The sequence below is a fragment of the Butyrivibrio sp. NATIVEDY162 genome (genome assembly GCF_045999815.1).
Lineage (GTDB): Bacteria > Bacillota > Clostridia > Lachnospirales > Lachnospiraceae > Butyrivibrio.
The window spans coordinates 960,001-974,554 of sequence record NZ_CP172573.1; the positions used below are offsets into that span (position 1 = coordinate 960,001).

The 14,554-nt window shown below is 40.6% G+C and carries 12 protein-coding genes (1 of these 12 cut by a window edge); 1 reads left to right on the top strand and 11 read right to left on the bottom strand.

What is annotated here, in order from left to right:
* The 7 genes from ACHCNF_RS03885 to ACHCNF_RS03915 form a co-directional block, all read right to left on the bottom strand.
* On the bottom strand, positions 1–883 hold the 5' portion of the coding sequence (locus ACHCNF_RS03885) for a methyl-accepting chemotaxis protein (protein ID WP_408072188.1). The gene continues 653 nt to the left of window position 1, outside the view; only the first 883 of its 1,536 coding nucleotides appear in the window; it begins with the start codon at positions 881–883; its stop codon lies off the left edge, out of view.
* The gene (locus ACHCNF_RS03890; RefSeq protein WP_408071485.1) at positions 828–992 is read right to left on the bottom strand and encodes a hypothetical protein; all 165 of its coding nucleotides are present in this window, start codon (positions 990–992) and stop codon (positions 828–830) included. The genes ACHCNF_RS03885 and ACHCNF_RS03890 overlap by 56 nt, the downstream gene beginning before the upstream one ends.
* A gap of 275 nt (positions 993–1,267) precedes the next feature.
* Positions 1,268–2,182: a carbohydrate ABC transporter permease gene (locus ACHCNF_RS03895; RefSeq protein ID WP_408071486.1), complete on the bottom strand. Its 915-nt coding sequence runs from the start codon at positions 2,180–2,182 to the stop codon at positions 1,268–1,270.
* Between the two features lie 20 nt (positions 2,183–2,202).
* The gene (locus ACHCNF_RS03900) at positions 2,203–3,120 is read right to left on the bottom strand and encodes a carbohydrate ABC transporter permease (RefSeq protein WP_408071487.1); all 918 of its coding nucleotides are present in this window, start codon (positions 3,118–3,120) and stop codon (positions 2,203–2,205) included.
* A 102-nt stretch (positions 3,121–3,222) separates the two neighbouring features.
* A complete protein-coding gene (locus ACHCNF_RS03905; protein ID WP_408071488.1) occupies positions 3,223–4,758 on the bottom strand; it encodes an ABC transporter substrate-binding protein in 1,536 nt (511 codons plus the stop codon).
* Positions 4,759–5,037: 279 nt separating this feature from the next.
* Positions 5,038–6,630: a glycoside hydrolase family 43 protein gene (locus tag ACHCNF_RS03910; RefSeq protein ID WP_408071489.1), complete on the bottom strand. Its 1,593-nt coding sequence runs from the start codon at positions 6,628–6,630 to the stop codon at positions 5,038–5,040.
* A 24-nt stretch (positions 6,631–6,654) separates the two neighbouring features.
* Positions 6,655–7,611, bottom strand: coding sequence for a glycoside hydrolase family 43 protein (locus ACHCNF_RS03915; RefSeq protein WP_408071490.1), 957 nt, complete (start codon positions 7,609–7,611; stop codon positions 6,655–6,657).
* Positions 7,612–7,897: 286 nt separating this feature from the next.
* Here ACHCNF_RS03915 and ACHCNF_RS03920 point away from each other — a divergent pair, with 286 nt between their 5' ends.
* Positions 7,898–9,253: an MATE family efflux transporter gene (locus ACHCNF_RS03920; RefSeq protein WP_408071491.1), complete on the top strand. Its 1,356-nt coding sequence runs from the start codon at positions 7,898–7,900 to the stop codon at positions 9,251–9,253.
* Between the two features lie 112 nt (positions 9,254–9,365).
* Here the strand turns inward: ACHCNF_RS03920 and ACHCNF_RS03925 are convergent, their stop codons facing one another.
* The 4 genes from ACHCNF_RS03925 to groL all read right to left on the bottom strand — a co-directional run bounded on the left by ACHCNF_RS03925 (position 9,366) and on the right by groL (position 14,465).
* Positions 9,366–10,583, bottom strand: a complete 1,218-nt coding sequence (locus tag ACHCNF_RS03925; RefSeq protein ID WP_408071492.1) for an iron-containing alcohol dehydrogenase — start codon at positions 10,581–10,583, stop codon at positions 9,366–9,368.
* Positions 10,584–10,828: 245 nt separating this feature from the next.
* A complete protein-coding gene (locus ACHCNF_RS03930) occupies positions 10,829–12,349 on the bottom strand; it encodes an alpha-N-arabinofuranosidase (RefSeq protein WP_408071493.1) in 1,521 nt (506 codons plus the stop codon).
* A gap of 31 nt (positions 12,350–12,380) precedes the next feature.
* A complete protein-coding gene (locus ACHCNF_RS03935) occupies positions 12,381–12,626 on the bottom strand; it encodes a DUF6171 family protein (RefSeq protein WP_408071494.1) in 246 nt (81 codons plus the stop codon).
* Between the two features lie 216 nt (positions 12,627–12,842).
* Entirely contained in the window at positions 12,843–14,465 is a 1,623-nt protein-coding gene (groL, locus tag ACHCNF_RS03940) for a chaperonin GroEL (protein ID WP_408071495.1), read from the bottom strand.
* Positions 14,466–14,554: the final 89 nt, after the last annotated feature.

Sequence of the window (14,554 nt, forward strand, 5' to 3'; positions counted from 1 at the left end):
TGCCTGATACTTCAGATGCATCCTTCATCTTTTGCGCAAGTCCATCAAGATTCTGAGTTGAAGTCTGAACATTGCCTACTGCATCACCGATAAGAACTACGTTCTCAGCAGCACTCTGTATTTCTCCGGCCTGTTGAGTTGCCCCCTGTGCTATCTCCTGAACAGCATTTGAAACATCCTCAGCGGTCTGTGATATTCTGTTAGCCATTTCAGAAAGCTCTGCTGATGACGTATTGACAGTTAGTGCAGATGTTCTGATGTCAGATACTATTGAACTAAGCTTATCAATCAGGGAATTCGTATTATTAAGAGCTTCTCCGAGTTCATCGTTTCTGTCGAGATATTTGTCTGCTTTCTTAAACTCGCCATTGGACAGATATTGTATACTTTCATTCATTGCTCTTATCGCACCTGCCATGCTGATTGCAGCTCTAACAGCTACTATAATAGCAATGATCATTAGTATAAATCCTATCAGAAGCATAAATACAGTTGATTTAAATAGCTGATTTTCAACAGACTTTCTTGAAACCCCGGTAAATGCCATTGATGTAACTTTGCCGGTGTCATCCTTAACCGGAACATAGGCAACAAAATATGAAGTTCCTGCAACCTGGGTATTCTTTGAAGTAAATGTGTTTCCGTTATTTATGACTTCCTGTATGACTGTGTCTGCAGCTTTTGTGCCGATCACGTCACTTCCTAGGGAAGAATTTTTTCTGGTATTTCCATCAAACCATGTGAAATCATAGCCCGCTACCTGTTTAAGCTGTGTTTCGACAGAGTTATCACCTGCTGAGCGATCCGTTATCTGTTTACCTATATCTTTATAAGTATAAGCGGAAGCCAGAAGTCCTTTTAATACCTCCTGTTCCCATACCAGACCGCATAAACATTATTCCTGTTATCAGCATTGCTATAGTGATTACGAATGCAGGCAAAACTGCTATTAGCACGATTTCTTTTCTTACGGAAAAAATTTTCTCCCTCATATTATCCCCCTTGATGAATCAGAACGATTAAGACCATTATAATTGCTGACAAACTAATTATACTTAAATCATTTGTGCCTTTTCAACTATAATATTTATATATATAAAAAAGAATGTCGCTCGCGACATTCTCGCGCCGAGCGCGGTTGCAGCATGCAACATATTCCTTTCGCGCGAGTGCGCATCCTCACGGAGTGTTTTTTATAGCATAGGAAAGCTATGCTATAAAAAAAGCTGCCATACAAATAGTATGACAGCTCACAAAATCAAAATTATTATTTGATTCCACTTATTGCTATTGATTCAATGATAACTCTCTGGAACAGGAAGAACAGAACCAATGTAGGAAGCATTGCTATTACAGATGCTGCCATAATAAGTGCATAATCGCTTTGAATAGCATAGTAGGAATTAAATGACCTGATGACAACCTGAAGTGTCCACTGTTTTTCACTTCTAAGGAAAATTGTAGGTGCAAGATAGTCATTCCATATTCCCATGAACCACAGCATTAGCTGTGTTCCGAGAGCACCTTTCATAAGAGGAAGGAAAATCTTGTAGTAGATTTCAAAGTAGTTACATCCATCTATTTTCGCTGCATCCATAAGCTCAGTTGGTATGCTATAGAGGTTCTGTCTAAGGAAGAATATCATGCTGACATTACCAAAGCATCCGGGAATGATCAGGGGTGCAAGGGAATTGGTCCATCCTAACTTGGTAAAAAGTACATACTGCGGAATCATTACTACCGCAAAGGGTATCATGATAGTCGCAAGAAGGGCCAAAAACAGGGCATTTTTGCCTCTGAAATTCAGCTTTGCAAAAGCAAAAGCCGCAAGCGATGAGGTAAAACCGCCTATCAATAGTACCGGAATCTCTACAGTTATTGTATTGATGATACCAGATATAAACTGTCCTTTACCAAGAACCTGACTATACTTTCCTATAAGTATAGGATTAGGGAAAAGTGTCAGTGAGCCTGAAAGGATCTGGTTTTTAGTCATAAATGATGTTGCTACCATATATATAAGCGGGAACACCATCGTAATTGCAAATGCAAAGAGTAAAATGAAGATGATTATGTTAACTACTTTCTCTTTAGAGGATGTGACACGATCCGTCTGGTAGTCTTTAGCACTTGACTTTGCTCGTTTATTGTTTTCTGAATTCATGTTTGATTTTAATGCCATTTCCAACTGTCACACCTCCTTTACTCTATAGTTTTAACCCATTTATCCTGACCCCAGAAATTGATAGCCGTGATAATGAATATGATTATTGCCAGAATTACTGCTACTGCACTACCGTAGCCAAGCTGTCCGTTAGTGAACGCCTTTTCATAGAGATAGAATACTACTGTTGCCGCACTGTAGTTAGGTCCACCTGACGGAGTCATGACCTGAACCTCTACGAACACCTGGAAGCCTCCGATAAGAGATGTTATCAAGACATAGAAGGTTACAGGTGAAAGAAGAGGCAAGGTAATGTTCTTAAATTTCTCCCAGCTGTTAGCTCCATCTATCATGGCCGCTTCATAGTAATCGCGTGGAATGTTCTGAAGACCTGCAAGATAAAGTATAATCGTTCCTCCTAGTCCCTTCCATACCATAAATATGATAAGAGATATTTTTACCATAACCTCATCGCCAAGCCAGTTCGGTCCATGCAATCCGGTCAGTGCTTTATAGATACCGTTCAAAAGCCCATAATCATAGTTAAATACCCATGCCCACAAAATGGATACAGCTACAAGTGACGAAACAACAGGCACATAATACATTGTTGTCAATACTCTCTTGCCGGGTATTTTTCGATTGAGCCCCATGGCTACCAGCATTCCAAGGATCATTCCTATCGGAATACCGATCATGTATATAATGGTTGTTCCCATAGCTTTCCAGAATTTCACATCATTTATTATTTTTATGTAGTTTCTAAGGCCAACTATGTTACCCCATAATGAGTTAATTCCTGTCCATTTGCTTGCACTGGCAATTAGAGCAAAGACAATCGGGTATGCCATAAAAAGCATGAAGCCCACAAATGGAGCGGCTATAAAAAGCCATGCCCATCGCTCTTCTCTTTTTGCCATTGCAGACATCCGAACTTTTACCTTTTTTGATGCCATATAATGCTCCCTTATAAATCGAGTCCCAACCAAAACGGAAGGGACCCGCTAAGTTATTCTGATAATGCACTCAGCTAGAAAAAACTCGCTAAGTGATCACTTTTAGTTTGTTGCTGAGTTCTGAAGCTCAATTGCTTCATCGAGTGCTTCCTGCATCTCAGGCTCAACCTGCTGCAGATAATCCTCTACTGAGATGTCGCCATTCTTGATGTTGAATACGCCTGACCAGAAAGGTGTAAACCATTCTGCATTGTATGTATAGTCTGTTTCCTGGAGAGCTGCTTCATAGTGATCGTTTCCATCGAAGTATCCAAAGATAACATCTACATTAGAAGCATAAGGAACTTTACCGCTGTTTACAGCATCCTTGAACTCGCCATATGCAAGATCTGTGATATTGGGAAGCTGGATAGACTCACCTGTTGTAATTCCTGAAACTGCCCTCTGTCCCTCTTCATCTGTTGAAAGCTTAGCTGCAAGCTGTGCTGCAAGGTCGGGGTTCTCTGTGTTAGCTGATACGCAGTAACCAACTGATCCCATCCATGTGTGTGACTTGCCATCACCTGAAGGTCCTACAGGCCATCCGCAAAGGTTCCACTTGTAAGGGAATGTAGCGTCATCCATAAATGCAGCAACGTCCCATGTTCCGCATGCATAAAATGCAACCTGTCCATCGAGCCATCTCTGATATCCGCCAAGAGCTGTATCCTGCTCAACTGAAGGAGTAAGGCCATTCTTGGTAAGGTCTGTGTAGAATGTAAGAGCTTCCTTAAGAGGCTCATTGTTTGCAACATTAACCTTTGTCATGTCATCATTAAGGAACTTAACGCCATTTGAATAAAGGAAAGGAGTCATACCAAACTGGTCTGCATTTGCAACACCCCACTGATCGATCTCACCATCTCCGTCTTTATCTTTAGTAAGTTTCTCGCATACTTCGATGAATTCGTCATATGTATAAGGCTTTTCAGGATCAGGATACTCAAGGCCTGCTTCATCAAAAAGATCCTGGTTATAAGCAAATGCAAAGCATGAAAGATCTTTAGGAAGTGCATAGAGAGATCCGCTTCCTACATTTTTGCCATCATAGCGATAAATTTCCTGTGTTGTTCCCCATACCTTGCCGATTGTATCTGCATCAACATAATCATCAAGAGGAAGAACGTAACCATTGTCCACGTAAGAACGTACAGCTGCAGGTCCTACATAGAATACATCAGGCATGTCATTAGCTGTCATGTTAGCAATCATCTTCTGATTGTATTCATCCTGTGTTGTTACTTCAAAAACAACTTCCTTTATCTCGTCCTTGTGCTCATCCACGAACTGCTTTACAAGATCTTCGTAGATTTTCTTCTCATGCTCCTGCATATAAAGGAATACATGAAGTGTTTTGTCACCATTACCTGTAAGTGAAGCTGTAGATGATCCATCTGTGCTCTCGCCTTCAGCTGCATCAGCTGACTCTGTCGCTTCACCTTCACCAGATGCGTCAGCTGCATCCCCTGCAGCTTCCTCTGTCTTAGCTTCTGTGCTCTCAGCCTCTCCTGCTTCTTCAACAGTAGTTGTAGCACAGCCAGTCAGAGCACTAAGTCCCATGACTGTTGCCATTGCCATACCTAAAAATTTCCTTCTCATGTCAAATCCTCCTAAAAAATCAACTAAGTGATTAACTTATATGGTAATTTTAACTACAGATATTTAGAACGTCAATAATTATTTTAGTTTTTTGTAAAGCATTTTACATTTTTGTTGTTTTTAACAAATTCATAAAATACTTTTTGTGTATTTAAACAAACTTATCAAATCTTGCTGTTATCACTTTACATTATTGCTATAGTGTGACTCTTTGCTCTTTAACTTATAATTTTGAACAAATTTAAACTGCATATAATTTACTCTTGAATATTAATAAGCTTACTGTAGGTATTTTACTGCCCATGCAGTCTCGTTATCAGCTCCCTTTGCAGATATACATATCGTATTGTTTCCGGCTTCATCTGTCATGGAAAATGCTACACCGTCATAGTGCTTATCATTTATATTAAGAGACACATAAGCTTTTCCGTCAGATAATGCATACGTTCCGCTAATACCATCTTCGCCTTCCTTCGATGTTATGCTTCCGGCGTTAAAAGTACATTCTACAGGCTTATTTACAATGTCATTTACATCAATTCCATGATTCAGGATATAGAAGGTTCCTTCCAGCATCTCACCGGTAATATCAGATCCTTTGCACATAGAATCAACGCTTTCATCACCTGTATATTCAAAAGGAGCAGCCGTAAACCAGCCGTCTTCAGTCATGAATAGTTTATGCACTCTTGGCTCGTGAAACTCCTGCCCGTCATCAAATCTCTGATGGTAAACAATATAGTAGTCACCCTTTTCATCCTGAAATACTGATTGTCCCCCCGGTGCCATATAGGTCACAGATAAGCTCGGAAGCGTGTAATTCCCCATCATTTTAAGTCCATAGCTCATATAGTTTTCTTCATCGCCCAGTCTGTTTCCTGCAGCATCAACGTAAGGACCTGTGGGATTTTCACTTCTAAACTGCCTGATCTGATATCCGCCATTGCTGGTAAGTCCACCATATGATAGAAAAAGATAGTAATATCCGTTTTCCCTGGAATATGTAATGTAGGGGCCCTCAATAGCATGGTGCCCTCCACCTGCAAGTCTGTAGCCATAGTATGGATCCGGAGCATCCTCACCGCCTGTTGCAGCTTCATCTATTGGATGTATTGGCTTACCTGTCTCAGGATCAAGTTCCAAAAGAAATATTCCACCTGACCAGGAGCCGTAAACCATCCACATGCGGTCATTTTCATCAGTAAAAACAGCAGGGTCTATGCAGTTTGGCCACTGACTGTTATCGTAGCCACCAAGCTTCAGGTATCTCGAAACGTCAGCATCTTTTCCAAGCACATCATAAATGTCTGTCTCATCAACATGAGAGCCGGTAAAGCCTGAATACAGGATTGTATCGGTATATTCAAATTTTCCTCCGGGTTCATCGGAAACAGCCATGCACAGATTGGATTTGATATAAGAAGATGTTGTGCAAAAATACATAACGTACTTCTTCATCTTCTCGTTATAAAAGGTATTTGCAGCCCATACAGAGTAACCGCCTTCCTCATTCTTACCGACATATTTGAAGGCATCGAGGTCCCCTGAAAAAAGGTTGCTAAATACGTTGTTGCCATTTCCGATATAGCTCCAGTTTTTGAGATCGTCAGATTTGGCAAGAATCTGATGACTTCCTGTCATATAGTAAGTGCCATCAGACAAAATAATCTGCGGATCGTGACAGCAGACGGCATTTTTATATACGCCTGTTTTTATTGCTGATTCAGTTGTTCTCTCCAAAACATTCTCCTCTGTATTATTCACTTCTTCAGGAACTGTCTCCGTTTTAGCTGCGCATCCGGTTGCACTGTAGACGGTCGCACCCAAAAAGGCAGCTATTACAAGTCCGTTTATTAAAGATCTTCTATTCATTTCGCTCCTTTTCCATTACGGTTCCTATTTGCAGGAGAATACCGGATAGCCTTTTTCGTCATAACGTATCTTCATAAGCATTGCATGACGATTGGGGTTATAAAGAGGATCACCCTCTATTTCTGTCTCTGTCCGTGCATGGTAGACCATTATGTCATTTCCATCCTCGTCAACAGTAAATGAGTTGTGTCCCGGACCATAAACAACTGCCTCAGCATCACTTTTTAAAACAGGATAGCGCTCCTTAGTCCATGATTTAGGATCAAGCAAATCTGCATTCTCATCTGCTGTCAGCATTCCAATGCAGTAGGCTACACCTGTTTCACTTGCTGAATAAGTAAGAAAAATCTTTCCGTTCCTTTTTAAAATCGCAGGGCCTTCATTTACCCAGAATCCGACTCTCTCCCAATCATAATCAGGAGTGGTAAGCAGTACCTGTACGGTTTTTAATTCATAAGGGCTTTTCATTTCAGCTATGTACAGATTTGATATCTGTTTTCCCACACCAACCTTCTCAGCCCAGATGTAGTACCACTTATCCTTATGTTCAAAGACAGTACCGTCAAGTGAAAATGCCCTGAATGAAAATTCGTCATCGTCTGCGCATTTCATTTTCCCTTTCTCTATCCAGGGACCGGCTATAGGATCTTCACTCTGGCATTCAAGAACATACGGCCTTATTTTCCATATGTCCTCCTCTTCACCACCGGCAAAGTAGATATACCACTTGCCCATTACCTTATGAAGCTCAGGTGCCCATATATGTTTACTCATAATTCCACTGTCATGTTTAGTCCACAGAACGTGCTCCGTGGCATCAGCAAGCCCTACCAATGTGGCAGATTTTCTAAGTACAATTTTGTCGTATTCAGGAACTGATGCGGTAAAATAGTAAAAACCATCATCTGCCTTTAATACATAAGGATCTGCTCTCTGCAAAATCCAAGGTTCATTATATTTAAGCTTTTTTTCTCTGCTCATAATTCCTTCCCTGTTATACTGAGTTTTCGTAATAGTTCAGCCAGTTGTTATTACTACCATCTTTACTAAAATATATAAGTTAATCACTAAAAATATTTATTCTTATAAGTTAATCACTGTTTATGTATTTCATTTTTCGCTGAACTATTTTATATTATTCTAAATTATATTATTTTAATCTAAACTTTTCAACTGTTTTATATATATGCACTTGAAAAAGATATTTTATTAGAATAAAATCATCTAACTGCATATATTCAATGCTCAAATTCAGAGGAGAATCATAATGAATGGAAAAATGACTGAGGGAAAGCCCCTGCCAATACTTTTAAAATTTGTAATCCCTATTCTTCTGGGATTTATTTTTCAACAGTTTTACAATATGGTCGATACAGTTATAGTAGGACGATTTGTCGGCCCAAAGGCACTTGCTGCGGTCGGATCCACAGGCACAATCATGTTTATGATAATGGGAATTGCTAATGGTCTTACTACCGGCTACACCGTTCTTATCAGTCATCAATTCGGCGCAGGCAGCAAGGAAGGGACGAGAAAGGCTTTTGTAAATGCCATAATACTCGGACTTATCAGCACACTTATAGTAACCGTGATTGCTGTATTGGTCATGCCCTCTCTTTTGCATATCATGAACACTCCCGAAGATATATATGATTATGCATATGCATACATTATTACAATCTGTGCAGGCAGTATTGCTTTAATTGGATATAACCTGTTTGCAGCCTCTCTGAGGGCGATTGGCAATAGCAAGACTCCTCTGTATTTTCTTATATTTTCTGCTGCTTTGAACATAGTTCTGGACTTGTTATTTATCATAGTTTTTAAGCTGGGTACTTTCGGAGCAGCCCTTGCTACTGATATTTCCCAAGGTGCTTCAGCAATATTGTGCATAATCTATATTTATAAAAATGTGGATATTCTAAAGCCTGTGAAGGGCAGCTGGACACTTGATAGAGACTTTGCCAAAAAGCAGCTTAACATCGGTATTCCCATGGCTTTGCAGTTTGGAATTACCGCTTCAGGAACCATGGTTATGCAGGCATCCATAAATATATATAAGTCAGTTGCTATCGGCGGTTTTACCGCAGCAGGCAAGGTTGTTAACCTAATGACTGCAGGAATGCCTTCCATCGGCCAGACTACAGCTGCCTTCGTCGGCCAGAACTATGGCGCAGGTGATTTGGACAGAGTTAATCAGGGCACAAGAGATGCCATGAAGATTTCAATAATATATTCTGTGATAACCGGCATTCTCAGTGTTATAACGATGCCATACATTGTAAGTATGTTCTTTGATAAGGGCGTAAATATTGCAGATTATCTTCCTTATAGCAGAATATATATAACTGAAGCAGCCTTTTTCTATATTCCTCTTGCAATGATATTCATTTACAGAAATGCCATGCAGGCCTGCGGATATGGAAAAACTGCTCTGATGCTTGGTGTTATGGAGCTTGTATCCAGGCTTCTGACCGCATTTGTCTCAATGAAAATGAACAGCTATGCAATTGCTGTGGCAGGCGATGCTCTCTCCTGGTTCACAACTGGTGTGTTCTCCTACATCCTGTACAAGATAGTAATGAAACAGCTGCAAGACCGCTATCGTCAACTGCAAAAATAAAAAAAAGAAAACACTTCCTCTCGTTTTTATGAAATGAAAAGGAAGTGTTTTTTATTGCGTATTTAGTGAGATATCTCACTAACTAAGTGCAAATCATTAGTGTTAGATGTAGTTAGAAATCTACCTCTGTATCGTAATAGCAGCACTTAAGAAGTTTTTCCATCTCCTCCTGGCTGGGCTGACGAGGATTGGAGCCTGTGCATGCATCAAGAATCGCATTGGCTGCAATGTCATGAAGTCTCTCAAGGAATACGTCCTCCGGTACAAATCCCTTATCTGCCGGAAGTCCGTCAGGACCATAGTGATTGATGCTGTGAGGAATATTCAGAGCATCATTCATCTTGCGCAGATAATCTATAAGAAGTGCAACCTTCTCGTCATCATCTTTTCCACCAAGATGCATATAATCTGCAATAACGCCGTAGCGTTTCTTAGCAGTCTCATCCTTAGCATTAAATGCTATAACCTTAGGAAGATACATTGCATTTGCTGCACCGTGAATGATATGTGCACCGAGATCAGCAAAAGCAGCACCTGTCTTATGTGCCATTGAGTGAACGATGCCAAGAAGAGCATTAGAGAATGCCATACCAGCAAGACACTGAGCATTGTGCATAGCATCTCTGGCATCCATATCTTCATTGTATGACTTTACAAGTGATTTCTGGATCATCTCAATCGCATGGATAGCAAGAGGATCTGTGTAATCACAGTTAGCTGTTGATACATAAGCCTCAACAGCATGTGTCATAGCATCCATTCCTGTATGAGCCACAAGCTTCTTGGGCATTGTATGCGCAAGCTCGGGATCTACGATAGCAACATCAGGTGTAATCTCAAAATCTGCGATAGGATATTTGATACCCTGCTGATAATTTGTAATGATAGAAAATGCTGTAACCTCTGTTGCTGTTCCTGATGTTGAAGAAATAGCACAGAACTTAGCCTTAGTGCGAAGCTTCGGAAGTCCAAATACCTTACACATATCTTCAAATGTGGTATCCGGGTATTCATACTTGATCCACATAGCCTTAGCAGCATCAATGGGTGAACCACCGCCTATAGCAACAATCCAGTCAGGCTGGAATTTCTGCATAGCTTCAGCACCCTTCATAACTGTCTCAACGGAAGGATCAGGCTCAATACCCTCAAAGAGCTCTATCTCCATTCCTGCTTCCTTCAGGTAATCTTCAACCTTCTGAAGGAATCCACCCCTTTTCATTGAACCGCCACCTGTGCAGATGATGGCTCTTTTGCCCTCAAAAGTCTTCAACGCTTCCAGTGCGCCTTTCCCATGATAGATATCTCTGGGCAGTGTAAAACGTGACATACAAAATACCTCCTTATAAAAATAATATTGTTAACTAAATAACGTAACCCACATATCTATTTTAGATGTGTGAGAAGCATTAATCAAATCTTGACTTTTCTATTTTTATAAGAAATTCAGAACTGTATAACTTCTTGATTGAAAAAGCGTTCAAGAATGAGCATAAAAAACTGCCACATAGTTTTTACCAAATTCCGATAATCTATACCATTGTAAACTATGTGACAGTCATTATGTTTTATATATTATTTTTTAAGACGAAGCATAAGCACTGAACATGCGGGTATTGTTACCTTAACACCGTTCTCAGTTCTGCTGTAATTCTTAAACTCTTCTTCCTTAACAGTTTCCGGATTTTCAAATGTGTTATGATCAGCCATTTTACCGGTTACTACAGTAGCTTCTGCAACGTCGTACTTTGAGCCTTCATTTGTAAGTGTAATTTCAATGTCTTCAGATGCCTCAAGTGAATTGTTAGTAAGCGTTACTGTGATCACTCCCTGCTCATCCTCAGAAACTGATTCAAATATCTTAGGAAGCTCATTTTTGCCTTCACCAACACTACTGTTATTTATAAGCTCACTGCTAAGAAGATTAGCATCCTGATGATATTTGAACATCTTGAATACAAAATATGTAGGTGTCTTGATCATCTTCTCGCCTTCAGTAAGCATTACTGACTGAAGAACATTTATAAGCTGAGCGATACATGCCATCTTCACGCGATCTGAATGCTTATTGAATATATTGAGATTCATTCCGGCTACAAGAGCATCACGCATAGTATTCTGCTGGTACAGGAATCCGGGATTGGTTCCGGGCTCAACATCTGTCCAGATACCCCATTCATCTACCATAAGACCGATCTTCTTATCAGGGTCAAACTGATCCATGATAGCACCATGCTTTCTGATAAGTTCTTCCATATAGAAGCTTCTCTTCAATGTCTGATAGAACACTTCCTCTGTGAATTTAGTAGCAGAACCCTTAAAGTTCCAATCTCCCTCAGTCTCAGGAAGTGTATAGTAATGGAGTGAAAGTCCGTCCATAAATCCGTGGAAATTAGCAGGTGTATGGTCAAAGCAGGTCTCTAATACTTTCTGAGTCCAGTTATAGTCATCTACGTTAGGTCCACAGCAGATCTTTGAAATCGGCTTTGCGCCATTGTAATTTCTGACATAAGTCTGATATCTTCTGTATTCATCTGCATAGAAGGTGGGTCTCATATTGCCGCCACATCCCCAGTTCTCGTTACCTACCCCCAGATAATCAACAGTCCAGGGTTCTTCATGACCATTCTCTTTTCTAAAGTCAGCCATGGGTGAAACGCCATTGAATGTCATGTACTCAACCCATTCGCTCATCTCTCTTACTGTGCCTGAACCAAGGTTGGCATTGACATATGTTTTACATCCAAGCTGCTTAGTAAGTTCAAAATATTCATGAGTACCAAAGCTGTTATCTTCAACTACACCACCCCAATGGGTGTTGATCATTTTCTTTCTCTTTTCCTTGGGACCGATTCCATCCATCCAGTGGTACTCATCTGCAAAGCAACCGCCCGGCCAACGAAGAACAGGTATCTTCATCTCCTTAAGTGCTTCAACAACATCTGTTCTCATACCATTTACATTCGGGATATCTGAGTTTTCTCCCACATAAAGTCCCTCGTAAATGCATCTGCCAAGGTGTTCGGAAAAGTGACCATAGATTTCAGGTGCAATCCTGGACTTTTTGCTCTCGTTGTTAATCAATAGTTTAGCCAATGTAAATTACCTCCTCTTAAAACTGTGATTCTTACCATGTCTTCTTAGGACAATGAGCAGCTATCCCCAAAGCTCTCAGCTCAACATAGCAGCCACATACAAGACAGGTTCCTATCGACAACCTGTCGCACTGCTTACAAAAATCCAGACGCCTCTCATATTCTGATTCATCCACTCTGTCTTCAGGCATAATGGCGTCTTTATATTTGCTTATCATCTCTTTTTCGTCGCCCTCTATATCTCTGAGAAGGCAGTGTTTGCATACTCTAGTGTCCATATCTACCTATATTTATTTTAGATATTTCTAAATTATTTTAAGATATTAGCATATAATGCCAATATTTTCAACATAATTATTGCTGAATTTACTAGAAAGAATTGCTAAAAATGCACAAAAAAGACAGCTTATTTCGAATTACTCCGATAAGCTGTCTTTTTCAAGTGCTTAACACTCTATATCATATTTAATTCCTGATGTATTTGTCCAAGCGGCTTACATCATTCCCATTCCTGCTCCACCTGCAGGCATCGGAGGTACGGGCTCTTTGATTGTAGCAACAGCTGCCTCTGTTGTGAGGAAACTTGAAGCAACAGATGTAGCGTTCTGAAGAGCGCTTCTTGTAACCTTAGCAGGATCGATGATACCATCCTTAACCATGTCAACGTACTCTTCTGAATATGCGTTGAAACCGATTCCCTGCTTAGACTCTTTTACCTTGTTAACGATTACTGATCCGTCAAGACCTGCATTGTTAGCGATATGGAAAAGAGGAGCCTCAAGTGCCTTGAGAACAACCTTAGCACCTGTCTTCTCATCGCCTTCAAGAGTATCTGCAAGTTTAGCAACATCTTTGCTAGCGTGGATGTATGCACTTCCACCACCGAAGATGATACCTTCCTCAACAGCAGCTCTTGTAGCATTGAGAGCATCCTCCATACGGTATTTAGCTTCCTTCATCTCTGTCTCTGTAGCAGCACCAACTCTGATAACTGCAACACCACCAGCGAGCTTAGCAAGTCTCTCCTGAAGTTTTTCTCTATCAAAATCAGATGTAGTCTCCTCAATCTGCTTCTTAATCTGAGCTACTCTGGCCTGAATATCCTTCTTGTCACCAAGACCATCAACGATTGTTGTCTTCTCCTTCTCAACCTTGATGCTCTTAGCACGTCCAAGATCATCCATTGTTGTATCCTTGAGTTCAAGACCAAGGTCTGAGCTGATTACCTTACCGCCTGTAAGGATTGCGATATCCTCAAGCATAGCCTTTCTGCGGTCACCATAGCCGGGAGCCTTAACAGCTACTACATTGAATGTACCACGAAGTTTGTTAACGATAAGTGTTGTAAGTGCCTCACCATCAACATCCTCAGCAATGATAAGAAGCTTTGAGCCTGTCTTAACAATCTGCTCAAGAAGAGGAAGGATATCCTGGATATTAGAAATCTTCTTATCGGTGATAAGAATGAAAGGATCGTCAAGGTTAGCTTCCATCTTATCCATATCTGTAGCCATGTAAGCTGAAATATATCCACGGTCGAACTGCATACCTTCTACAAGGTCAAGCTCTGTAAGCATTGTCTTAGACTCTTCGATTGTGATGACGCCATCGTTTGAAACCTTCTCCATAGCGTCAGCGATCATCTGCCCTACTTCATCATCGCCTGATGATACAGCAGCAACTCTCATGATCTGATCCTTGCCCTTAACCTTTGTAGCCATCTTGCTGATTGATGCAACAGCTGCATCTGTAGCCTTTTTCATACCTTTTCTAAGAACAATGGGGTTAGCACCTGCTGCAAGGTTCTTAACACCTTCATTGATCATAGCCTGTGCAAGAACTGTAGCTGTTGTTGTACCATCACCTGCTACATCATTTGTCTTAGTAGCTACTTCCTTTACAAGCTGAGCACCCATGTTCTCATAAGCATCCTCAAGCTCAATTTCCTTAGCAATAGTAACACCATCGTTTGTGATTGTAGGAGCACCATAGCTCTTATCAAGAACTACGTTTCTACCCTTAGGTCCGATTGTTACTCTAACTGTATCTGCAAGCTTATTAACGCCTTCTACCATAGCTGTACGAGCATCAGCGCCGTATTTTATTGTCTTTGCCATTTTTATTCGCCTCCATATATGTCCCGCGTACTCAGGCTATGCCTGCTCTTTCTCCGTATGGAGCAAAGATACATCCGCGAGAAAAATCT